The 23,758-nt window shown below is 74.1% G+C and carries 11 protein-coding genes; 5 read left to right on the forward strand and 6 right to left on the reverse strand.

Annotation, left to right across the window (positions count from 1 at the left end; translation table 11 throughout):
• Window positions 1-17 precede the first annotated feature (17 nt).
• The 5 genes from dhaL to ACFVQ0_RS02745 all read right to left on the reverse strand — a co-directional run bounded on the left by dhaL (window position 18) and on the right by ACFVQ0_RS02745 (window position 4,261).
• Window positions 18-683 carry a dihydroxyacetone kinase subunit DhaL gene (gene dhaL, locus ACFVQ0_RS02725; protein ID WP_390083862.1) on the reverse strand — a complete coding sequence of 222 codons (666 nt, stop codon included), beginning with the start codon at window positions 681-683 and terminating at the stop codon, window positions 18-20.
• A gap of 55 nt (window positions 684-738) precedes the next feature.
• Window positions 739-1,737 (reverse strand): dihydroxyacetone kinase subunit DhaK, encoded by a 999-nt coding sequence (locus ACFVQ0_RS02730; protein WP_390083864.1) that lies wholly within the window; start codon window positions 1,735-1,737, stop codon window positions 739-741.
• Between the two features lie 369 nt (window positions 1,738-2,106).
• Complete coding sequence (locus tag ACFVQ0_RS02735; RefSeq protein ID WP_390083866.1) at window positions 2,107-2,670, reverse strand: hypothetical protein; 564 nt, start codon at window positions 2,668-2,670, stop codon at window positions 2,107-2,109.
• 89 nt (window positions 2,671-2,759) lie between these two features.
• Window positions 2,760-3,650, reverse strand: a complete 891-nt coding sequence (locus tag ACFVQ0_RS02740; protein WP_390083868.1) for an ABC transporter permease — start codon at window positions 3,648-3,650, stop codon at window positions 2,760-2,762.
• On the reverse strand, window positions 3,647-4,261 hold the full coding sequence (locus tag ACFVQ0_RS02745) for an ABC transporter ATP-binding protein (protein WP_390083870.1): 615 nt from the start codon (window positions 4,259-4,261) through the stop codon (window positions 3,647-3,649). The genes ACFVQ0_RS02740 and ACFVQ0_RS02745 overlap by 4 nt, the downstream gene beginning before the upstream one ends.
• 318 nt (window positions 4,262-4,579) lie before the next feature.
• On the opposite strand from ACFVQ0_RS02745, the gene ACFVQ0_RS02750 reads away from it, so the two are divergent.
• The gene (locus ACFVQ0_RS02750) at window positions 4,580-5,953 is read left to right on the forward strand and encodes a flavin-containing monooxygenase (RefSeq protein ID WP_390083871.1); all 1,374 of its coding nucleotides are present in this window, start codon (window positions 4,580-4,582) and stop codon (window positions 5,951-5,953) included.
• A gap of 42 nt (window positions 5,954-5,995) precedes the next feature.
• Here the strand turns inward: ACFVQ0_RS02750 and ACFVQ0_RS02755 are convergent, their stop codons facing one another.
• Window positions 5,996-7,363 (reverse strand): wax ester/triacylglycerol synthase domain-containing protein, encoded by a 1,368-nt coding sequence (locus tag ACFVQ0_RS02755; protein ID WP_390083873.1) that lies wholly within the window; start codon window positions 7,361-7,363, stop codon window positions 5,996-5,998.
• Between the two features lie 850 nt (window positions 7,364-8,213).
• Here ACFVQ0_RS02755 and ACFVQ0_RS02760 point away from each other — a divergent pair.
• The 4 genes from ACFVQ0_RS02760 to ACFVQ0_RS02775 are packed head-to-tail and all read left to right on the forward strand — an operon-like array spanning window position 8,214 to window position 23,739.
• Window positions 8,214-9,356 (forward strand): SDR family oxidoreductase, encoded by a 1,143-nt coding sequence (locus ACFVQ0_RS02760; protein WP_390083875.1) that lies wholly within the window; start codon window positions 8,214-8,216, stop codon window positions 9,354-9,356.
• A gap of 54 nt (window positions 9,357-9,410) precedes the next feature.
• The gene (locus ACFVQ0_RS02765; RefSeq protein WP_390083877.1) at window positions 9,411-11,018 is read left to right on the forward strand and encodes a PfaD family polyunsaturated fatty acid/polyketide biosynthesis protein; all 1,608 of its coding nucleotides are present in this window, start codon (window positions 9,411-9,413) and stop codon (window positions 11,016-11,018) included.
• A 56-nt stretch (window positions 11,019-11,074) separates the two neighbouring features.
• Window positions 11,075-17,152, forward strand: a complete 6,078-nt coding sequence (locus tag ACFVQ0_RS02770; protein ID WP_390083879.1) for an SDR family oxidoreductase — start codon at window positions 11,075-11,077, stop codon at window positions 17,150-17,152.
• Window positions 17,153-17,193: 41 nt separating this feature from the next.
• Entirely contained in the window at window positions 17,194-23,739 is a 6,546-nt protein-coding gene (locus ACFVQ0_RS02775; RefSeq protein WP_390083881.1) for a beta-ketoacyl synthase N-terminal-like domain-containing protein, read from the forward strand.
• Window positions 23,740-23,758: the final 19 nt, after the last annotated feature.

The raw sequence follows: 23,758 nt of genomic DNA on the forward strand, positions 1-23,758 counted from the left end.
GGTGGGCGGGCGCACCGTCAGCCGGACGCCAGATGGGATTCCAGGCTGTGCACGACCTCCCCGGCCGCGGCGAACAGCAGGGCGATGCCCACCGCTCCGGGGTCCGGAATGCCGGTCGCCCGTTCACCCAGATAGCTCGCCCGGCCCATGCGTGCCGTCAGCGAGGCCGTGTCCCGTACCCCGTACCACGCGCTTTCCGCCGCGTTGGCCAGAGCCGTCGCGGGCGATTGGTCCGCCGCCGCACGCAACGCGTCGGCGGCCGGGGCCAGCGCGTCGACCAGCGTCTTGTCCCCCGGCGAGGCCTCACCCACACGACGGATGGCGGCCAGGCCCTGGGCGGTGCCCTCTGCGATGGCCGCGGCCGTCAGACCGGCACCGGAGCCGTCCGCACCCCTGCTCAACTCCTGGAACAGCAGACCGAACAGGGGACCGCTGGTCCCACCGACCTCGTCGAGAAAGGCCGTTGCCATGGAGCCCAGCACCTCCGCCGGCCCGGCCGAATCATCCATCCGGTCGAGCAGCAGCCCGGCTGCCCGGACCCCGGCAGCGAGATTGGTCCCGAAGTCTCCGTCTCCTGCCCGCTGGTCGAGCGCGGTCAGCTCCGCCTCTGTGGCGTACACCGATTCGGTGAAGCGAAGCATCCAGCCACGGGTCAGCACGCCGTCGAATGTGGCGATCGTCATGGCGCCGTCCTCCTGCTCCCGTCGGGGACTGCGGGAGCCCCGGCCCGCCCGGTGCTCACCATTGCAACACCGGGGTCCGGACCGGAGCATCGTAGAAATCCAGGGTGTCGCGGTCGGCGACCATGAGGGTCAGGGAGAAGCCCCGCATGTCCAGTGCCGTGACGTAGTCGCCGACGAGGTACCGGGCGAGCCGCACCCGCCGGGCGTCAAGAACCCGGGCCAGTTCGCCGAAGATGCCGTAGAGCTCCAGCGAGGTGACCGAGCCCAGTCCGTTGACCAGCGCGACAACCGGTTCCTCGGGGCCGGGGCGCAGCGCGTCCAGCAGCGCGCCCGCCATGTCATCCACCAGGGCGCCCACCGGCCCCTGCCGCCGGGTGCGGTCGGCACGTTCCCCGTGGATTCCCACGCCGTACTCCAGTTCGCCGTGCGGCAGCCGGAACGCCGGCTCGCCGGTCATCGGTGCGTGATGGGCGGCGGAAGCAGCGGCGAGCGTCCGACAGCGGCCTGCCACATTGGCGCCTATCTCGACCAGTTCGGCGAGCCCTTTTCCGGCGTCCGCGGCGGCGCCCAGCACCTTCTCCACGAGCATCGCGGCACCCGTGCCACGACGCCCGGCGGCAATCTCCTCGGAGTCGGAGGCCAGGTCGTCGTCGACGAGAACCCGCGCACAGGTGATCCCCGCGTCGGCGAGGCGCTCGGCGGCGATCCCGAAATTGATCCGGTCCCCCGTGTAGTTCTTCACGATGTGCAGGACGCCCTCCGGCCTCGCCACCATGCGGGAGGCCCGGAAGATCTGCCGGTTGTGCGGCGAGGCGAAGATCCTGCCGGGACAGGCGGCGTCGAGCATGCCCTGGCCGACATACCCCGCGTGCAGGGGCTCATGCCCGGAGCCGCCGCCGGAGACCAGCCCCACCCGCCGTGCCGGCGCGGTGTGCCGGGCGGTGAAGAACCCGTCGGCACGGTCGTAGTCGAGGAGGCCCGCGTGTGCGCGGGCGAAGCCGGACAGCGCGTCGGAGACGAGCTCACCGACACCGTTCTCGAAGTACCTGGTCATGGGCGGCACCCCTTCTGTCCCAAGCCGGAAGGCTGGACAGACCTGCCTCCGGACGAGACCTCCATGGTGCGGCTGACTATGCGCATACGGCAACTCGCTGAGCGTATCGAGCGACCGCGGAGACCCCGTGCTGCCGCCCGGCCACGCCTTCGGGGCCTGGGCCGGGCGGGCTCGCCGGGGCCGGCGCGAGGAGCCCGGCCGGACCACCATGTGGGCGATCTCCCCGGGCTCGACGCGGTGCCGGAGCAGCGGCTGCGGCCGGCGCGTGCGTCGCGAAGCCGCAGCCGGCGGCCGGGAGCGCCGCCCTGGGCCCATCGGCCCCTTCCGCTTCCCCCCGTGGCACCGCGCCCGGCCCGCGGACCGTGTCGGCTACCAGCCGGCCTTCACTCCGTTGTAGGCCGTGCGGCAGTCGGCGTTGGTGGCCTCCGTGGCGAGCTTCTCCATGGCGCTCTTCCAGACCTTCTTGGCCAGCGCCTCCAGGTCACGGGTCGCGGCGGGTACGTTCGGGGCGTACTTCTTGATCGACCCGATCGAGGCCTTGGCGAACTTGTTGCAGGCGGGCGCTGCGGCGTTGCGGTAGCGGGTGTCCAGGTCCGCGGCGACGGCCTGGCCGTTGTTGGTCGCCCAGGTGTTCCAGGCCGCGCATCCCGCCTCCGTGAAGGCCGCCTGGTCGGCCTCGCTCAGCCCCAGCACTTCGCCCAGTAGGGCGTTCTTGGCCTTGTCGGGGACCGTGAAGTCCACGACGGGGAACTTGTCCAGGGTTTCGAGCAGCGCCTCCTGACACGCGGGCGGCAGCGGGGCCGCCTGTGCGGCGGCCGGGGCGGCAGCGCGGGCGGCGGGCTCGGCCACGGCGCTGGAGGAGACGGTCAGCGCGGAGACGGACAGCAGAGCGGCGGTCAGGACGGTCCGCCGGACGGTACGCGAAAGAGTCATGGAGTAGTGCTCCTTGCACGGAATGATCTGTCGTTCCGGGCGCCGCGTCGGCACCCGGCGGCTACTGAACGATCACCGCGTCCCGCAGGTCACGGCTCCGTTCGGCGGGCCGGACGGTGGCACAAAGAGGCGTCGGGCGTCCGTGCGACAGGGGCCTCCGGGGCGGTGTCCGCGGCGGTTCCGCGCCCCTGGGGAGCCGGGACCCATGGCCGCGTGTCCGGCGGGAGCGCGTTTCCGGTCCGCCGGCGGAAGACCAGGAACCCGGCCGACGCGGCGGCGACGAGCCAGAGGCACTGGATCAGGAGGCCGTGGACGGCGGAGGCGTCGGAGAACGCCGCCGACATGCCCGCCTGCACAGCTCCGTACGTCGGCAGGAAGCGCACCACCGCGCTGTCGGACCCGGAGCTGGAGAGCGGGTTCTGCAGTGCGACATCGAGGATGCTGATCATCAGGATGGCGAACATGCCCTCCACCTCGCGGCGGAGTACCGATCCGAAGACCACCCCGAGCGCGCCGTAGGTCAGCGCCGCGCAGAACAGCGCGGCGGTGAGCACGAGGGGCTGGCGCGGCGGCCAGGAGAATCCGACGGTGACCGTGGCGTACCCGGCGATGGCGGCGCAGACCAGCGTGAGCGCGGAGAGCTTGGCGAGGACGAGGTGGTACCGGGGGTAGCCGGCCATCGCGAGCCGGCGGTCGAAGGCGCCTCCCGTGAAGGTGGCGGCGAACATCATGAATCCGGCGATCAGCGTGACCGCGTTCAGCGCGCCGGTGATCTGGGTCAGGTGGTTTCCGGGCGGGGACAGCACCTCGCCGGTGGCCCGGAGCCGGAAGGGTGCGGGCCGGTCGGGGATGGTCACGTAGGCGAGCGCGATCCACACGGGGATGTACACGACCACCAGCAGCATCGCGAAGCGGTTGCGGCTGTGCCCGATCAGGGCGTACCGCGACGCCGTGGTGAACAGGGACCAGTGCCGCCTCATGCCACCGCCTCCGCGCGCGGCTCCTGGCGGTGCAGCCGCCCGTTCTCCAGGCGCCAGAGCACGTCGAGCCGGTTGATGTCGTACGCCAGGTGGGAGACGACCAGGACCGAGCGCCCGGCGTCGCGCAGTCGGGTGGCCAGCTCCCAGAAGCGCAGGTACGTCTCCCAGTCGAAGCCCTGGTAGGGCTCGTCCAACAGCAGGACGTCCGGATCGTGCATGAGCGCGAGGGTCAGATTCAGCTTCTGCCGGGAGCCCCCGCTGAGCAGTCCCGCGCGCTGGTCGAGGTACTCGGTGAAGGCCAGGACCTCCATCACCTCCTCGGCCGGCCGCAGGTCGGGGAGGTCGAACGCGTTCTTGAAGAAGTCGAGGTGCTGGCGGACGGTGAAGGAGTCGTCCAGGACCACGGACTGCGGGCAGTAGCCGAACCTCCCCCGGTGACGCACCGAACCCCGGTCCGGCCTGAGTTCACCGGAGACGATCTTCAGCAGGGTGGTCTTGCCCGAGCCGTTCTCCCCGACGATGCCGGCGAGGGTGCCGGGCCGTAGCCGGAGGTCGACGCCCCGGAGAACCTCGTGCTGGCGGTAGGAGTGGTGCACATCTGTGACGTCCATGGTGTCGCTCCGTCGTGCCGGGTCCGGCTGTCGGCCGCGAGCGCGGTCCGCGTCCTGCCGGTGTACGGGAATGCGTCGGCCGGGCGTTCGGTGGCGCGTCCGGTCCGCCCGTGCCCAACGAGCAGGCCGGGCGGCGGAAACGGTGCCGCGACGAGTGCCCGGCCCGCTGTCGTCAACCCCGTGCACGGCGGGTTCATCCACGCGACGGGTCCACCGCCGAAGACCGGTTCCGGGGGCCGCGGGGTGGATAGCGTGACCCGCTCCGGAGCACCGTGCTCGGTGTAGGCGAAGGGGCGGTCAGCCATGCGGAGAACGTGTGTGATCGGAGCGGGCCCGTCCGGTCTGGCCGCGAGCAAGGTCCTCGCCTCGCACGGTGTTCCGTTCGACTGCTACGAGGCCGGTTCGGGCATCGGCGGGCTCTGGCGGTACGGCAACGACAACGGCATGTCGGGGGCGTACGCGTCACTGCACGCGAACATCTCGAAGGAGAGCATGTCCTTCTCCTCACTGCCGATGCCGGAGAACTACCCGGTCTTCCCGCACCACAGCAGGGTCCTCGCCTACTTGGAGGACTACGCCGCGACGTTCGGTCTGCACCGCCACATCACGTTCGGCACGGAGGTCACCTCGGTGCGGCCCCTGGACGACGGCGGCTGGGAGGTCGGCCGGCGGCGCCGCGGGGATACGGCGGCGGAGGTGACGACGCGGCGGTACACCGACGTGGTGGTGGCCAACGGGCACCACTGGGACCCGCGCCTCCCCGGCCCCGCCGTGCCGGGGGCCGAGGAGTTCGAGGGGTCCGCCCTCCACTCGCACGCGTACCGCTCCCCCGAGCCGTACGCCGGCCGGCGGGTCCTGGTGGTCGGCATGGGCAACTCCGGGTGCGAGATCGCGGCGGAGATCTCGCGAACGGCGGCCCGGACCTTCCTCTCCGCACGCGACGCGACGCACGTGTTCCCCAAGATGCTGCTCGGCCGGCCTGCGGACCACCTGGTCCGGAGCCCGCTGTCCCGAATCCCGCGATTTCTCCAGGGCCCCGCGATGGCGCTTCTCCTGCGCCTGACCCGAGGCGCCCCGGCCCAGTACGGGCTGGCCGAACCGGTCCGCGGACCCCTCGCCGCCCACCCGTCCACCTCGGACGAGCTCCTCGTCCAGCTGGCCAGGGGCGCGGTGACGCCCAAGCCCGGCGTCAGCTCCTTCGGCCGGGACACGGCGGCCTTCACGGACGGCAGCCGCGAAGGCGTGGACGCCGTGGTGTACGCCACCGGATACTCCCTCTCCTTCCCCTTCCTCGACCCCGCCGTCTTCGCGGCACGGGACGGCCGCACGGAGCTCTATCTGCGTACCGTGCCGCCGAGGCTTCCCGGCCTGTACTTCATGGGGCTCGCGCAACCCGCGGGCGCGGCCTTCCCGTTGCTCGAACCGCAGGCGGAATGGGTCAGCGGCCTGATCACGGGAACGCTCGCCCTGCCGTCGCCGCAGGACATGACGCGGGCGATCGGCCGCGAGCGGCGGTCCCATGAACGGACCTACGCGGCCAGCTACCGCCACGGGATCGAGATCGACATCCGCTCCTACCAGCGGGCCCTTCGCCGGGAGCTCCGGGCGGGGCGGCGCCGGGCACGCGGTGGCGTCCCGCCCGTGCCGGTGCCGGCCGCCGCCCGGCCCGGTCCGGCAGCCGAGGTCCCGTAAGCCGGTTCCGCACGACGGCCGGCCGCGAGCGCCCCGCCCGGCTCAGACGGGCGGGGCGCTCTCCTCCAGCTCGCCCACGGCCCGCTCCCACAGCTCCGGCAGCGACTCCCCGAGCGGAAGGGCGCCATCGGCCACGAACGACACCTCGGCCCAGTCGCCGAAGAACGACAGCCCCACCCCGAAGAGATGTCCGGGCACGACCAGGGGCAGCAGGGCGGTGCCCGTCACCCGCGTCTCGCCCAGGCTGCCCTTCTCGGCGAGCGGCATGGAGGTGGCCATGACGTTGGTGACGCGCGGCGAGAGGACCCGTCGCAGATACCACTCGGTGGGGCGGCCCGGCATGAAGCGGACCAGGTCCTGGATGGCCTGCCGCCATGACTCGCCCCGCAACTTCCGGGTCTCCGCCATGACATGGTCCAGTCGCCGCAGTGCGGCGTCACCGCCGCCGGTCCCGTCCGGGGCCTTGCTGACGGTCCGCACCGGCAGCTCCAGCGGCACGGCGAAGCAGCGGTTGCCCCACGTCTGGTCCTCGTCGGGACGGCGTGCGTCGATGGGCAGCACGGCCGTCACCCGAGGGAGCGGTACGCCGGAGCGGGCCGACCAGGCGGACAACGCCCCGGCGAGTGCGGCCAGATGCACGTCGTGGGCGGAGCCTCCGCGTGCGGCGCCGATCCGGCGCAGGGTGTCCGCCGGTACCCGCCCGCGCCACAGCCGCCGCTCCCCGGAGGGGGTGAAGACGGCACCCGGCCGGTGGCCCCGGACGGCGAGGGTGCCCGCGACGAACTTCGTGGCCAGCCCGACTGCCGCGCCCACCCGCCGGGGCACCCCGGCCCGACGGCTCCGTCCCGGTACCGGGCGCGCCGACGGCTCCCCCTCGCCCAGCATGGCGCGGAAGGTCATGGCGGCGGCCGAACCGTCCTGGCAGGCGTGACGGAAGCGGTAGCACACGGCGTACGCGTCGGGTTCGTGCCCGTGGACAAGCCACACCCCCCACAGGGCGCCGGGCGCGAACGGGGCGTTGAGCGCGGTGTGCAGGGCGGAGTCCCAGGCGGCGGGGCCGTCGGCGACCACCTCGTGGACATGCTGCTCGATGTCGAACTCCGCGTCGGGCTGCCACCGGGGCCGCCTGCCGCCCTCGACCCGGCTCGTGTGCAGGGGCAGCCCGCCCAGACGGAAGCCCACGTACGCGCGAAGGTCCGACAGGGCCGGGGGCGGACCGCTGAGATACGCGACACCGCCGGCGTCCCAGCGGACATCGGGCCGCCGCCGCTCCATGCTGAGGAACGCACGGTCGACCGAGTGCGTGGGGTGGCGGGGCGAGGGAATGGACGGAGCGGAGCGCTCGCGGGGCGCGGGCGGCTCCGGCTGAACCGACTCGGCGGGCTCAGCGGACTGTTCGAGATCAGGCATGGGGATTCGGGGCTCCGATTCTGGCCGAAGGCCTTGGCAGGGCAACCTCGGTGCCACGGCTGGGCGACAGCACCGGCGGCGGGTGAGACGGGGCGGCAGGGACGGGCAGGCACGAGCGGACGTACGGCGGGATTCCACCGACGCCGGGCCTGCCGCCCTCCGCCCCGGCCGGCAGCGGCGCGACGCTCGCCCCGGACCGGCCGGACAACAGAATGGCCACCGGTCGGAACCGGTCCGCCCGCGCCCGCACGCCGCCGCACCCTCAGCAACCCGGTTCCGCTCGGAGCTCCTGGCGGTCGGCCGGCGTCCGCCCCGCAGGTGCCCGCGGCCCGTGTTCCCGTGCCAGGGCTGGCCTGCCGCCCCGCACCACCGGCAGCCGCGAACGACGCGCCGGGCCTCGGCGGGCGTGCCCGGATCCCCCGGCCGTTCCAGGACGCCCACCGGCAGGTTCCCCCGAAAGGAGGACGGCGCCCGTACGGCTCCGCCCGCGTCCCGCCATCGCGCCCGCCGGGGCGGCCGGGCTCGGGGCGAGCGCTCTCCGGACGGGCGGCTCGCACGGTTCCCGGTGTGGCGTACTTCGTTCGGGTGAGCAGCGGGAATCGGGGGTCTCGGTCCGCCCGCCGTCTGACATTGTGTGCCGTGCGCCGGAGGTCACCGGTCTGGGGCAGGCCCCGGGGAACTCCTGCCGGACGGGGCATCGGAGCACCCGCGAGCACCGAACCGCACCGCGCGATGCCTCCGCCAGTGGCACTCCGCCCCGCAGGACGACCAGCGGCACCCCGCACCGGCGGCACCCCGCCTCCGCACTCGGTCCCGGGACCGCCTTCTCACCGCCCTTGGAGCCACACCCGTGCACGTCGCCCTCACCGGCGCCACCGGATTTCTCGGACTGCGCCTGTTACGCCGCCTGCTCGGCACGCACCCGTCCGTGACGGTGCTCGCCCACGCGGGATCGGCCGACGCGCTGGACCGCATCACCCGGTTCTTCGAACTGACCGGCTCACCGGAGGCGTTCACCGCAGAGCTGCCCGGCCGGCTGCGGGTGGTGGAGACCGATCTGGCACAGCCCCGGCTGGGACTGTCCGGGCGGAGCTTCCAGAAGCTGGCCGACGGATTGGGCACGATCTGGCACAGCGCGGGCAGCATCAACCTGGAGGGGGACCTCCCCGAGCTGCGCCGCATCAACGTCGAGGGCACCCGGCAGGTGCTGGCGCTGGCGGCCGCGGGCCGCCGGGCGCCCCTGATCCGTCACGTGAGCACCGCGTTCGTCGCCGGGGCGCGGCGGGACGGAGTGGCGTACGAGGACGAGCTGGACGACGCCTGCGGCTTCGAGAACGCCTACGAGCGGTCCAAGTACGAGGCGGAGCTGCTGGTGCACGCGTGGTCCAGGAAGCACGGCCGCCCGGCCCTGGTCCTGCGGCCGAGCATCCTCGTCACGGATCTGCCGCCGCACCCCGAACTGCCCTCGCACCCCTTGCAGGTCATCGAACGGATCCTGCGGGACGCGCGGTGCACCGCCGGTCCCGGAGAGCCCGACGGCCCCGCCGGTAGACCGCTCGTGCGGACGGTGGGGCACCGGAGCGGGCGGCTGAATCTGCTGCAGGTGGAGCACGCGGCCGAGGTCATGGTGCGGCTGGCCGGTCTGACGCCCTCGGGCGGCGTCGACACGTACCACGTCGTCCACGACCGCGATGTGCCCGTTCCCACGGTCGTGACGCTGCTGGAGCGGCTGGTCCCGCTCTCGATCGACCTGGTCGCGACCAAGCCGGACACCCCGTCGGCGCTGGAGGCGCTGCTGGACTTCTATCCGGGCATGACGGCCTACCTCGCCCACCGGCGGCGGTTCGACGACACCAGAGTCAGGACCCGGCTGGGGCCGTCGGCGGCCTCCGCCCCGGTCGGCCTGGACTACCTCTGGTCCGGTCTCGCCCCGAGGGGCCGGCCCCTCGCCCCGGCGCCGGGCACTTGCCCGGTTGTCGTTCCACACGCCTGACCAGCAGATCCGTACGCCTGACCAGCTCACGTCCTCTCCCGTTGGAGCCCTCGCGTGTCCGTCCTCACCGTTCCCGGCGCCCCCGCCGGGTCCCCGCCGGTCGCCTTGTCCGTCCCGTCGCCTGTCTTCTCGCCCGAGGAGATCACGGCCGGTGCCCGGCAGATCCGGAGAGCCGTCCACATCGTCAGTGCGCCGGACGGCCGTGAGCTGGGGATCGCGACCGGGCAGGTACCCGGCGGCCAGGTGCTCGGCACGCTGCCGCCGCTGTACCCCGAGTGGCTCGGCGGCCGTACCTTCTGCGAGGCGCACGGCGTCCGCTTCCCCTATGTCGCGGGGGAGATGGCGAACGGCATCGCGACCACCCGGATGGTCGCGGCGATGGCGCGGGCGGAGATGCTCGGCTTCTTCGGGGCAGGGGGGCTGGCCTATCCCGATGTGGAGCGGGCCGTGCACGCGCTCGCGCGGGAGCTGGACACCCGGAGCAATTGGGGCGTCAACCTCATCCACTCACCTGCGGAGCCGGAACTGGAGTTCCGGGTGGCCGAGTTGCTGGTGGGCACGGGAGTCCCCCGGATCTCCGCGTCGGCGTTCATGGAGCTGACCCCGGCCGTCGTGCTGTGCTCCGCGCACGGGCTGCGCCGGGACCCGGACGGCTCCGTCGTCCGGCGCACCCGGCTGCTCGCCAAGGTCTCCCGGCCCGAGGTGGCCGAGCGGTTCCTCTCCCCCGCTCCGCCCGTACTGCTCGACCAGCTCGTCGCGCGGGGGAAGCTGACCCCGCAGGAAGCGGATCTGGCGGCCCTGGTGCCGGTGGCCGAGGACATCACCGTGGAGGCGGACAGCGGCGGGCACACCGACAACCGGCCGCTGCAGGCGCTGCTGCCGAGGATCGCGGCCCTGCGCGACACGCTGTGCCGCCGGTTCGGATACCCGAGGCCGGTCCGGCTCGGCGCGGCCGGCGGCCTCGGCACACCGGACGCGGTGGCCGCCGCCTTCGCCCTCGGCGCGTCCTACGTCGTCATCGGCTCCGTGAACCAGACGGCCACGGAGGCGGGCCTGTCGGACGAGGCCAAGACGATGCTCTGCGACGCGGACATCTCCGATGTGACCATGGCACCCGCGGCCGACATGTTCGAGCTGGGCGTGAAGCTCCAAGTGCTCTCCCGGGGAACGATGTTCGCCCAGCGGGCCGGGCGGCTCCACTCCGCGTACCGGGCCCACGGCTCACTGGAGGAGATTCCGGCCGCGCTGCGGTCCTCTATCGAACGGGACGTGCTGCGCGCCCCGTTCGACGAGGTCTGGCAGCGCACGCGCGCGTTCTGGGCCCGGCGCGACCCTGCGGAGATCACCCGCGCCGAGGCCGATCCGAAGCACCGGATGGCCCTGGTCTTCCGCTGGTACCTGGGGAGTTCCAGCCAGTGGGCGATCACCGGGGAGCCATCGCGACGGGCCGACTACCAGATCTGGTGCGGTCCCGCGATGGGCGCGTTCAACCGGTGGGTGGCGGGCTCGTTCCTGGCCTCCCCGGCGAACCGCTCCGTGGTGCAGATCGCGCTCAACCTCCTCGAAGGGGCGGCGGTCGTCACGCGCGCCCATCAACTGCGCACCTACGGCGTCCCCCTGACGGCCGATGCGTTCAACTTCGCGCCGCGCGAGCTGGCGTGAGCGGGACCGGCGCCGCCCCGGCGTCAGCAACGACAGACCGACCCGGAGGAGAGACCGTGCCCGGCCCACCCCACCACCAGGTCCCCGTCGCCGTGGTCGGCGTCGGGGCCCTGGTGCCCGGCGCGACGGACGCGGCCGGCTACTGGCGGATCGTGACCGGCGGCCGCGACCTGATGACCGAGGTGCCCGCCTCGCGCTGGAGCGTGGCGGACCACTACGACCCGGACCCGGCCGCTCCCGACAAGACGTACGCCCGGCGGGGCGCGTTCCTGCCGGAGGTCGACTTCGATCCGATGACCTACGGGGTGCCGCCCACCAGTCTGCCGACGACGGACACCTCCCAGCTGCTCGCCCTGATGGTCGCCGACCAGGTGCTGAAGGACGCGGGCGGCCCGGCCGGGGTGGACCGGGACCGGACCGGTGTGGTCCTCGGCGCCGCCGCCCTGGAACTGCTCCCGCACATGTACGGGCGCGCCCAGCGCCCGGTATGGCTCGCGGCGCTGCGGGAGAGCGGACTCGGTGAGGCCGAGGCGCAGGCCGTGTGCGACCGCATCTCGGCGAGCTTCACACCGTGGCGGGAGTCGACCTTTCCGGGGCTGCTCGGCAATGTCGTCGCGGGCCGGATCGCCAACCGGTTCGACCTGCACGGCATCAACCACACCACCGACGCCGCCTGCGCCAGCTCGCTGGCGGCCCTGTCGACCTCGGTCGGTGAGCTGTCCCTCGGCCGGGCCGACCTGGTGATCAGCGGAGGTGTGGACACCGGGAACGACATCGGCATGTTCCTGTGCTTCTCCAAGACGCCCGCCCTGTCCCCCAGCGGCGACTGCCGGCCGTTCTCGGCCTCGGCCGACGGCACCATGCTGGGCGAAGCGGTCGTCATGTACGCCTTGAAGCGGCTGGCCGACGCCGAGCGGGACGGCGACCGGATCCACGCCGTGATCCGGGGCATCGGCACGTCGTCCGACGGCAGGAGCACGGCGATCTACGCCCCGCTCCCCGGCGGCCAGGCGCGGGCCCTGCGCCGCGCCTACGAGGAGGCCGGCTACGGACCGGAGACCGTGGAGCTGGTGGAGGCTCACGGGACCGGCACGAAGGCCGGGGACACCGCGGAACTGGCCGCGCTCAGCGAGGTGTTCGGCGCGACGGGGCGTACGGACGGCCAGTGGTGCGCCATCGGCTCGGTCAAGTCGCAGATCGGCCACACCAAGTGCGCGGCGGGCGCGGCGGGGCTGCTGAAGGCCGTCCTGGCGCTGCACCACAAGGTGCTGCCGCCGACGGTGAAGGTCGACCGGCCGAACCCGGCGGCCGCCACCGCGGACGGCCCGTTCTACGTCAACACCGAGACCCGCCCGTGGGTGCGGCCCGCCGGGCATCCACGCCGGGCGTCGGTGTCGAGCTTCGGTTTCGGCGGCAGCAACTTCCACGTCACGCTTGAGGAGTACACGCCCCGGGCCGCCGGGGGCCGTACGGCTCTGCGCCACCGCTCCGCCCCGAGCGAGCTCGTCCTGTTCAGCGGCGAGTCCCCGGCGGAGCTCGCGGTGCCGGGGGCCGACGACGGCCGCCCGCTGGCCGCGCTGGCGCGGGAGAGCCACAGCTCCTTCTCACCGGCCGCCCGGATGCGGCTGGCCGTCGTCGCCACCGACGCCGACGACCTGCGGGAGAAGCACGCGCGGGCCCTCGCGCTGATCCGGCGGAGCCCCGGCTACGCGTTCGCCACCCCAGCCGGTGTCCGGTACGCCTGCGGGGACGCCGAACCCGGCCGCATCGGCTTCCTGTTCCCGGGACAGGGGTCCCAGTACGTCGGGATGGGTGCCGATCTCGCGATGCTGGCGCCGGCCGCCCAGTCCGTGTGGGACCGGCTGGGCGGCACCCGCTTCGACGGACGCCCCCTGCACCGGGTCGTGTTCCCGCCGCCCGCCTTCACCGACGGGGAACGGGCCGCCCGGCGGGACCTGCTGGACGCCACCGAGTGGGCGCAGCCCGCTTTGGCGGTGCACGCGCTCGCGCTGCTGGAGGTGGTGGGCGGGCTGGGTCTGCGGCCGGACTGCGTGGCGGGTCACAGCTTCGGTGAGCTGGTGGCGCTGCACTGCGCGGGAGCTCTGGACGCCGGCTCGCTGGTGGACCTGGCCCGCCGCCGTGGTGAGCTGATGCGCGACGCGGCGGTCACCCCGGGCGGGATGCTGGCGGTGGCGGCGGATCGCGCGCACGTGGCTCGGGTGCTGGCCGGGGGCGGGTTCGGCGACATCTGGCCGGCCAATCACAACTCCCCCCGCCAAGTGGTGCTTTCGGGGTCCTCGGAGGCGATCGCGCGGGCCGAGAAGGCGTTCTCCGCAGAGGGGACCGGCACCCGCCGGCTGGCCGCGTCGACCGCCTTCCACAGTCCGTTGGTCGGGCCGGCCGTCGAGCCGCTCGCCGAGTACCTGCGCACGGTGTCTCTCACCGCGCCCCGGACCGAGGTCTACGGCAACGCGGACGCGGCACCGTACCCGTCGTCGCCCGAGGAGGTACGCGGCCGGATCGCCCGCCATGCCGCTTCCCCGGTCTTCTTCCAGGACCAGATCGAGGCCATGTACGCGGCCGGGGTGCGGACCTTCGTCGAGGTCGGCGCGGGCGCGGCGCTGACCGGCCTGGTCGGACAGATCCTCGGTGACCGCGAGCACGCGGCCGTCCCCCTGGACCGGCCGGCCCGGCCCGGCGCCGACACCCTGCACGCCGCGCTCGGGGAACTCGCCGTACGCGGCGTCCCCCTCGATCTCGACACCCTCTGGGCGCCGTACGCCCACGAGGGCCCAGTGAAGGAGCACGAACCCCGAATGACCGTGAAGATCAGCGGAGCCAACTACGGTCAGTCCCCGCCGCCCCGCACCGCGCCCGCGGAACCGCCGCCCGCTCCGGAACAGGAGCCGGAACACCTGTCCCGGCCCGCGCCCGCCCCCGTATCCGTACCCGCGTCCGACACCCCGGCGGTTCCCATGCCCGCGTATGTCCCCTCCCCGGCCCACCCCCCGGTCCAGCCCGCGCAGCCGTCGGAGCACGGGGCGGCATCCGCGCCGTGGCGGCCGGAGCTCGAACCGGCGTCCGGGGCAGGGGCCGTCGCCGACGGCAGCTGGTACGCCGCCGTCGAGAGTGTCCAGCGGCAGACCGCACAGGCCCACGCGGCGTGCCAACGCATGCTGACGGACAGCCACATCGCCTTCCTGCGGATGACCGAGACGACCCTGGCGGCCATGCTCGGGCATTCGCACCCGGACGGATCCTCAGAAGTACCCGTCGGCGGTGCTTCGGACGACACGTACGCCGGCGGGGACCTGGACCTGTCCGTCCCCGCGCCGCCGCTGCCGCTCCCCCGCCCCTCCTCGCCGCTCCCCGCACCGGCACCGGCTCCCGTATCCGTGGCTCCGTCGGCACCGGCTGTGAACCACGCGCCGGCAGCGGTGCCTTCGCCCGCGTCCTCACCGGAGACCGTCCCTGCCCCGGCGCCCGCGCCCGCTGATGAGGCGATGCCCCTGTCGCCGTCCGAACTGGAGGAGTTGCTCCTGTCCGTGGTGGCCCGGCTGACCGGCTATCCCACCGCGATGCTCAACATGGACATGGAACTGGAGGCGGATCTGGGCGTCGACTCGATCAAGCGCGTCGAGATCCTCTCCGTCATGCGCCGAGAGGTGCGCGACGTGGGAGCGGGCGACATCGGCAGGCTCGGCAAGCTCCGTACGCTGCGCGAGATCGTCGACGCGCTCACCGATGGCGCCCCGGCTTCCGGGACCACGGTGCCGGAGGCCGCCGAACCCTCCGGGGACGCTGGAGGCACCGAGGTCGCCGCGGCATCCGCACTGCCCGCCCCGCGCACCGGATCCGGCGAGCGGACGCCGCTGACCAGGCTGGTCCCGCGCACCGTGGAGTCGCCACCGTCCGGGCTGGCCACGGCGGGGCTGTTCGACGGGCCCGTCGTGGTCACCGGCGGCGGGGCGGCCGGGTCCGCCATGGCGGGACTCGTCGCGCGGAATCTGGCGGAACACGGCGTGGACGCCACCGCCGTGGACGAGGTGGCCTCGGACGCGCGCGCGGTCATCCATCTCGGCGCGCTCACCTCCGACCCCACTCCGGACGGGGCACGCGAGGTCCACCGGTCCGCGCTGCGGGCTGCGCGTGCGGTCTCGGCGGCACGGGCGGCCGGGGGCGGCGGGCTGTTCGTGACCGTCCAGGACACCGGGGGCGACTTCGGGCTCGGCGGCGGCGAGCCCGGCCGTGCGTGGCTGGGCGGGGTCGCCGGCCTGGCCAGGACCGCGGCGAAGGAGTGGCCGGACGCCTCGGTCAAGGTCATCGACTGCCGGCGCGGCGGCCGGGGCGACGAGGAGGTCGCCACCGCGATCGTGCGGGAACTGCTGGATGGCGGAACCGATCCGGAGGTGGGTCTGGGCGCGGACGGCACCCGGATCCTCCTGCGGCTGGTGGCTGAGCGGGTGACACCCGGCGGCACACCGCGGATCTCCTCCGATTCGGTGATCGTGGCGACCGGAGGGGCCCGCGGGGTGACCGCCGCGGCCCTGCTCGACCTGGCCAGGACCCACCGCCCACGGATCGTGCTGCTCGGCAGGACGGAGCCGGCCGCCGAACCCGCCGGCCTGGCCTCCGCGACCGACGAACCGGCCCTCACCCGGCTGCTCGCGGAGCGCTCAGGACCGGACGCGGCGGACACGTCGCCCGCCCGGATCGCGGAGCGGGCCCGGTCGATCCTGGCCGCGCGCGAGGTGCGGGCGACGGTGGCGGGGCTGGAGGCCGCGGGGTCGCCCGTCCGGTACATCCGGGTGGACGCCCGTGACGGTGACGCCCTCGCCGCCGCCCTGCGCGACGTACGCGAGACGTGGGGGCCGGTCACCGGCATCGTGCACGGCGCGGGGGTACTGGCCGACAGCCGGATCGCCGACAAGACCGACGCGCAGGCCGAGTTGGTGATGTCCAGCAAGGTGGACAGCCTGCGGGCGCTCCTGGCGGCGACGGCGGACGACCCCCTGGACACGATCTGCCTCTTCTCCTCCGTGGCCGCCGTGTTCGGCAATCCGGGCCAGGGCGACTACGCGATGGCCAATGAGGTGCTCCACCAGGTCGCGTCGGCCGAACAGTCCGCCCGCCCCGGCTCGCTGGTGCGGTGCGTGGCCTGGGGCCCCTGGCAGGGCGGCATGGTCACCCCGGCCCTGGCCGCCCACTTCGACCGGTCCGGGGTCCCGCTCATCCCGCTGGACCAGGGCGCCGCGGCGTTCACGGCCGAGCTGGACGGCGCCGCCGGGCAGGCCCGCGTCGTGCTGGTGGCCGGGGACGACCCGGCCGCCCTGTCCCCGGCGGGTGATCCGCGTCGCGCACAGGTGCTGCTCAGCTCCGACACCCTTCCGCAGCTGGCCGACCACGCGCCCGCCGGGGTTCCCGTGCTGCCGGTGGCGATGGTGCTGAACTGGTTCGCCGCCGCGGCCGCGGCCTGGCTGCCGGATGCCGGACAGCTGGTCCTGCGCGATCTGCGGGTGTACAAGAAGTACGCCCTGCCCGAACTGCGGGGCGCCGGCCACCGGATCACCGTGCTCTGCGGCCGCGCGCCCGGTTCGTTCCCGGAGCTGGAGGCGGAGCTGCTGGGCGAGGACGGCTCCGCGCACTTCCGGGCGGTCCTGGACACCGGGGACGGCAGCCCCGATGCGGCCGCCTGGGACATCCCGGACGGCCTGGAGCCGCTCGCGCGGGCCGAGTCGTACGACGGGAAGGTCCTCTTCCACGGCCCCCGCTTCCAGGCACTGCGCTCGGTGCGCGGCGTCTCCGAACACGGCGCGGAGGCGGCCGTCGCGGGCCTGCGCGCCCTGGACTGGGCAGGTGAGCACCGCTGGCCGCTCGATCCGGCCGCTGTGGACGGCGCGCTGCAACTCGCCCTGCTCTGGGGCGAGGAGGTGCTCGGCGCGGCGACGCTGCCGATGGCCGTCGCCGAATGCAGGGTCTACCGGCGCGGCCCGGTGGACGGCACCGTGCGGTGTGTGGTGCGGGGGCGGAAGGCCCACGACACGGGGGCGCGCTGCGACGCGGCACTGATCGACGCGGACGGGTCCGTCCGGCTGGAACTGATCGGTGTCGAACTCGTCCGCCGTCCCTCCTGATCCCTTCCCCCGACTCCGCCCTGCCGTGAAGTGAGACCCGCATGCCTGTCGAACCCATCGCCGTCGTAGGCCGGGGCTGCGTGCTGCCCGGCGCGCTCGACCCGGACACGTTCTGGGAGAACATCGCCGCCGGGCGCCTGAGTCTGTCGGCCGCCCCCGCCGACCGGTGGCGGCTGCCGCGTCACTGGGCCATGGGTTCGGTGGACGACCATCTCGACCGCACCTGGACCGATGTCGGCGGATACGTCCACGGGTTCGAATCCGTCTTCGATCCGACCGGCTTCCGGATCTCCCCGGAGCGGATCGCGCCGCTGGACCCGCTCTTCCACTGGGTCCTGTACGGCGTGCGGCAGGCGCTTACCGAGGCGGGCCGCACCGGGCCGCTGCCGCGCGGGGGTCTGGTGCTGGGGAACCTGTCGTATCCCACGCCCGCAGGTGCGGCCTTCGCCGAGCACGTCTGGCTGTCCGCGCAGCAACCGCCGCTCCGTAACGCCCTGCTGACGGATGAGCGCGGCGCGCGCCCCGACGCGCGTAACCGCTTCTCGTCCGGGCTGCCCGCCCGGCTGGCGGCCGAGGCGCTCGGCCTCGGTGCCGGGGCATGGTCGCTCGACGCCGCCTGCGCGTCCTCGTTGTACGCGATCAAGCTGGCCTGCGACCGGCTGCACGACGGCACGGCGGACCTGATGGTCGCGGGCGCGGTGAGCCGCCCCGATCCCCTCTACCTCCACGTGGGGTTCTGCGGGCTGTCCGCGACCTCCCGCACCGGGCGCAGCCGCCCGTTCCACCGGGACGCGGACGGGCTGGTGCACGGCGAGGGCGCCGGGTTCGTCGCCCTGATGCGGCTGTCCGAGGCCCGCGCCGCAGGCCTCCCGGTGTTCGGCGTGATCCGCGGGGTGGGGCTGTCCAACGACGGTCGTGGCTCCGGGCTGATCAGCCCCTCGCAGGAGGGCCAGGTACGGGCCATGCGGCTGGCGTACGAGGCGGCGGGGGTACCGGCGGAGTCGGTGTCGCTCGTCGAGTGCCACGCGACGGGGACACCGGTCGGTGACGCCGTGGAGGCGCGCGGCATGGCGCGGGTCTTCGGGGCGGCGGACGACCTGCCCATCGGATCGGCCAAGTCGAACGTCGGGCACCTGCTGGCCGCTGCGGGCGTGGCCGGGCTGCTGAAGGTGCTCGGCGCGATGCGGGCGGGGGTCCGCCCGGCGACGCTCGGCGCACAGCGTCCGCTGGACGCGCTGGCGGGCACCCCGTTGCGGGTGCTCTGCGCCGCGGAGGAGTGGACGGGGCCCCGGCGGGCGGCGGTGAGCGCGTTCGGGTTCGGCGGCACCAACGCCCACCTGATCGTCGACCCGCCGGACGCCGTTCCCCCGTCCGCCGTGCGACGCGGAGAACCGGCCACCCCGGCCCCGGTCCGGGCACAGGCCCCGGTGCAGGTGGCGATCGTGGCCATCGGTGCCAGGGTCGGCGAGGGTACGTCCGCCGAGGACCTGCGCCGGGCGGTGCTGGGTGGTGAACGGCGCGGTCCCGTCACGGAGATCGCCGTGGCGCTGACGGACCTGTGCTTCCCGCCACTGGCCCTGGAACGGGTCGTACCCCATCAGCTCCTGGTGCTGGAGGCGGCACGGGAGGCCGCCGGGAAGGTGAGCCTGCCCCGCGAGCGGACCATGGTGGTCATCGGGACCGGGGTGGACCCCCAGGTGGCCCGCGCGGGTGCCCGTTGGCGGGTGCCGTTCTGGCTGGAGCGGTCGGGGGCGCCCGTCACGGGTTCCTCCGCGGATGCCGCTCGGGAGGCGTTCACTCCCCCGATGACGGCGGAAGGGGTGGTGGGCAGCATGCCGAACCTCGCGGCGAACCGCATCAGCACCCAACTGGACCTGGGCGGGCCCGGATTCACCGTGTCGGCGGAGGAGGCGTCCGGGCTGGTCGCACTGGAGCTCGCGGTCCGGGCCATTCGCTCCGGGGAGGCCGACGCGGCTCTCGTCGGCGCCACCGATCTGTCCTGCGAGGCGGTCCACCGGGCCGCCCTGCGGGAGCTCGGCCGCGAGGACGAGCCGGGGGACGCGGCCGTTGTCCTGGTCCTCAAACCCCTGGAGGCGGCGCGCAGGGACGGCGACACCGTCGTGGCGCTGCTGGACGAGGGGGCCGCCGGGGAACCCGACATGGTCATCGGGGACGGACCGGACGCGGTGTTCGATCCGTCGTCGGTGTTCGGGCGCGCCCATGCCGCGTCCGGGCTGGTCTCCGTCGCGGTCGCGGCGCTCTCGCTCCAGCACCGCGCGGTGCCCCGTCCCGGCGGGCGCGCGGACGCCGCGGCGGTCGCCCACACGGCGCTGGCCGTGGCCGTACCCCTGGAGGGGCCGGCCGCGAGCGTGCGGCTGCGCGCGGGGGACGCCCTGCCGTGGCTGGGGGGCACGGCGCCGCGTCTGCATGTCTTCTCCGGGGCGGACCGTCAGGAGGTGCTGGCCGCGCTGGACTCCGGTACGCGGTCCTGTGCGGGTCCGGCCCGCCTGGCGCTCGTGGCCGACGGGGACACCGTGCCCGCCGACCGCGGGGAAGCCGCCCGCCGCTGGCTGACGGAGGGCGGCGTCCGCCCCGCCGACCTGCTGTACCGGGACGGGCCGGTCGCCGGGCAGACCGCGTTCGTGTACACGAACGGCTCGGCCGCGTACCCCGGGATGGGCCATGAACTGATGCTCGCCCTGCCGTCGCTGGGCGACGCCGTACGGGAAAGGCACCGGGAGATGACGGCCCGGCTGCGGTCACGGCCGGAGCCGGGAGTCCTCGGCCAGATCTGGGCCGCCGCCGAACTGGCGGTCTTCCACACCGTTCTCAGCCGCGACCTGCTCGGGCTGCGCCCGGACGCCGCGCTCGGGTACTCCTCCGGTGAGTCGACGGCGCTGGTCGCCCTGGGGGCCTGGCCGGACGCCTCCGGGCTGTTCGAGGCCGTACGGGACAGCGGTCTGTTCACCACCGAACTCACGGGTGAACTGCGGGCGGTCCGGCGCTACTGGCGGCAGCGGGGCATCCACGGGTCCCGGTGGTCGAGCTATCTCCTCGGAGCGCCGCTGGACGCGGTCCGCGCGGAGCTGGCCGAGGACGCCTCGGTCCACCTGATGGCGGTGAACGCGCCCGGCGTCTGTGTCATCGGCGGCGAGTCCCGGGCGTGCGCGGCCGCCGTGGCGAGGATCGGCGCCGACCGGGCGATCGAGCTGGACTACGACCTGGCCGCCCACGCTCCGGAGCTGGCCGGGGTGTCCGAGGTGTGGCGCGAGGTCCACCGCCGTCCCACGGTCGATGTCCCCGGGGTGCGGTTCTACAGCGGGGCCACCGGGAGGGCGTACCGCCCGACCGCGGAGGGGGCCGCAGAGGCGATCACCGCGCAGGGGGTCGGCACGATCGACTTCGCGGCCACCGTCGAGCAGGCGTGGGCGGACGGCGTGCGGGTGTTCGTGGAGCACGGCCCCCGGGGGCTGTGCACCGGCTGGATCAAGCGGGTGCTCGGCGACCGGGAGCACGTGGCCGTCGCGCTGGACGCCTCTGGGGACGCCGGGCTGCGGCAGCTGTGCCTCGCGGTCGGCGAACTCGTCGTCGCCGGCGTGCCGGTGCGGGCCGACGAGGTGCTCGCCCGACTCGCCGGGGCCTCGGCGCAACTGCCGCCGCCCGGTCCCGCCGTCACCGTTCCCGTACCCCCGACTCCGTGCCTGCCTCCCCTGGAGCGTGCCGTGACCGTACTGCCCCGGGCCCCCGAGCTGGCCCCCGTGCCGGACCTGCGCCCCGTCCCGACCACCGGCTCCCCCACCGACGCCGACAGGGCCGCCGCGACTACCACGGTCGCCGAACCCGCCGTCGTCGTAGCACCCGCGCCCGCCCCGGCGCGCGCCGTGGTGTCTCCGCAGCCGGGGGCGGCAGGAGGGGCCGGCGCCGTCGTCGCCCGGCACGGTCTGCGGGTCGCCGCGCTGCACCAGGAGGTCATGGCCGCGCACACCGAGGCCCACCAGCGGTTCCTGCGGGTGTCCGCGCTCGCCGTCGGGGCGCTGACCGCCGCCGGACGGAAGGGCGCCATCCCGCCCCCCGCGCCCGTCACGCCGCAGCCGCCGCCCGCGCCTGGCCCCTCGCACGTCCCGAGGCCGGGGCCGAAGTTCGACCGTGCCCAGCTGGAACACCTCGCCTCCCGCGAGATCTCCACGCTGTTCGGTCCACGCTTCGCCGAACAGGACGGATACGCGGTACAGACCCGGATGCCGGGGCCGCCCATGCTGTTCGCCGACCGGGTCACCGGCCTCGACGCGGTGCCCGCTGCGCTCACGCTGCCGGGTCCGGTGCGCACGGACGGGAGGATCTGGACGGAGACCGACGTCCTGCCCGGGAGCTGGTACCTGGACCCCACGGGCCGCATGCCGGCCGGTCTGCTGATCGAGGCGGGTCAGGCCGATCTGCTCCTGCTCAGCTGGCTGGGCGTCGATCTCCTGAACCGGGGCGAGCGCGCGTACCGGCTGCTCGGCTGCGAGGTGACGTTCCACGGCACGCCGCCGAAAGCGGGCGACACCCTGTGCTTCGAGATCCATGTCGACGGCCACGCGGAGGCCGACGGCGTCCGGCTGGCCTTCTTCCACTACGACTGCTACGTGGACGGCGAGCTGCGGCTCAGCGTCCGCGAGGGCCAGGCCGGGTTCTTCACCCCGGCGGAACTCGCCTCCAGCGGCGGTGTCCGCTGGAATCCGGCAGAGCACCTGCCCGGTGACGGCCTGCCGCTCGACCCGCCGGCCGTGCGCTGCGAACGGACCCGGTTCGACGCGGACCGGATGCGGGCCCTGGCACAGGGGCGCCCCGCCGACTGCTTCGGGCCCGGCTGGGAGGCGACGGCGGCCCACGTGCGCACGCCCACGCTGGACGGGGGCCGGATGCGGCTGCTGGACGAGGTCGTCGCGTTCGATCCGGTCGGAGGACCGTGGGGGCGGGGGTATCTGCGCGCGGAGACCGCGCTGTCGCCGGACGACTGGTTCTTCACCGGGCACTTCAAGAACGACCCCTGCATGCCGGGCACTCTGATGCTCCAGGGCGGTCTCCAGGCGATGGCGTTCTACCTGACGGCGATGGGCTTCACCGTCGACCGGGACGGCTGGCGTTTCGAACCGGTCACCGAGCACCCCTCCAGCGCGATGTGCCGGGGCCAGGCGACCCCGGAGGGCCGGCGGGTGGTCTACGAGGTGTTCGTGTCGGGCGTGTCCGGCGGACCGGTGCCGACGCTGTACGCCGATGTCCTCGGCTCTGTGGACGGGGCGAAGGCGTTCCTGGGCCGAGGCATGGCGCTCAGGCTGGTCCCCGACTGGCCGCTGTCGCACTGGCGGCACGCGGGCCCGCCCGCCGTGCAGACCGGCGGCGCCCCGGTGCCCCTGTCGACACTCGCCGGGCTGGCCGGGCACCGGGAGGAGCGGCCGGTGGCCGTGGCCGCCGACGGATTCCCCTTCGACTACGCCTCGCTGCTGGCCTGCGCGTGGGGCAGGCCGAGTGAGGCGTTCGGCGCCATGTACGAGCCGTTCGACGGCACCCGCAAGGTGGCCCGGCTGCCCGGCCCGCCGTACCACTTCATGAGCCGCGTCGTCTCGGTGGACGGGCCGCAGGCCGGTATGCGGGAGGGCAGTGTCGTCGTCGCCGAGTACGACGTACCAGAGCTGGCCTGGTACTTCGAGCAGAACGGTGGCCGCGCCATGCCGTTCGCCGTCCTGCTGGAAATCGCGCTGCAACCCTGCGGATGGCTCGCCTCCTACGTGGGCAGCGCGCTGACCGGCGAGACGGACCTGCTGTTCCGCAACCTCGACGGATCGGGAACGGTCACCGGTGAGGTCACTCCCGCGACGCGTACGGTCCGTACCAGGGCCGAGCTGACCCGCGTCTCGTCCAGCGGGGACATGATCATCGAGTCGTTCCGGGTGGAGTGCGCGGCCGACGGCGTGCCGGTGTACGAACTCTCCACGGTCTTCGGCTACTTCCCGCGATCCGCCTTCGACGGGCAGCAGGGTCTCGCGGTGTCCGAGGACGAGCGGGCCCGGCTCGACGAGCCCTGCGGCCGTACCGTCGATCTGACCGCCCGTCCCGCCCGTTACTGCGCCGGGGAGCCGGGGCTGCCGGGACCGATGCTGCTGATGCTGGACCGGATCACGGGCTACTGGCCGGGCGGGGGAAGCGCGGGGCTCGGCCGGTTGCGGTCGGAGAAGGACGTCCGCCCCGACGCCTGGTTCTTCCGGGCCCACTTCTTCCAGGACCCGGTTCAGCCGGGCTCGTTGGGCATCGAGGCCATGTGCCAGCTCCTCCGGTTCCATCTGCTGGAGAGCGGCGCGGCCGACGGCGTTCCCGGCGCCGTGTTCGAACCGGTGCTGCCCGGCCGCGAGTCGGCCTGGACGTATCGCGGCCAGATCACCCCGGCGAACCGGTTGATCCGGGTCGACATGGACATCGTGGCGAGCGGCACGGACGCCCGGGGACCCTATGCCGTGGCGGACGCCTCGCTGTGGGGCGACGACACGTGCATCTACCGGGTGCGGGGGCTGGGGATGCGGGTGGTGCCGGGCGTGGAGCGTACGCCGTAACGGGCGCCGCGCCCGCGGC

The sequence above is a fragment of the Streptomyces sp. NPDC057900 genome, from assembly GCF_042887885.1.
Taxonomy (GTDB): domain Bacteria; phylum Actinomycetota; class Actinomycetes; order Streptomycetales; family Streptomycetaceae; genus Streptomyces.

Coding starts and splice junctions, on each gene's coding strand:
- ACFVQ0_RS02740 (WP_390083868.1), bottom strand. CDS start 3,650: ATGAGGCGGCACTGGTCCCTGTTCACCACGGCGTCGCGGTACGCCCTG.
- dhaL (WP_390083862.1), bottom strand. CDS start 683: ATGACGATCGCCACATTCGACGGCGTGCTGACCCGTGGCTGGATGCTT.
- ACFVQ0_RS02735 (WP_390083866.1), bottom strand. CDS start 2,670: ATGACTCTTTCGCGTACCGTCCGGCGGACCGTCCTGACCGCCGCTCTG.
- ACFVQ0_RS02775 (WP_390083881.1), top strand. CDS start 17,194: ATGCCTGTCGAACCCATCGCCGTCGTAGGCCGGGGCTGCGTGCTGCCC.
- ACFVQ0_RS02745 (WP_390083870.1), bottom strand. CDS start 4,261: ATGGACGTCACAGATGTGCACCACTCCTACCGCCAGCACGAGGTTCTC.
- ACFVQ0_RS02755 (WP_390083873.1), bottom strand. CDS start 7,363: ATGCCTGATCTCGAACAGTCCGCTGAGCCCGCCGAGTCGGTTCAGCCG.
- ACFVQ0_RS02730 (WP_390083864.1), bottom strand. CDS start 1,737: ATGACCAGGTACTTCGAGAACGGTGTCGGTGAGCTCGTCTCCGACGCG.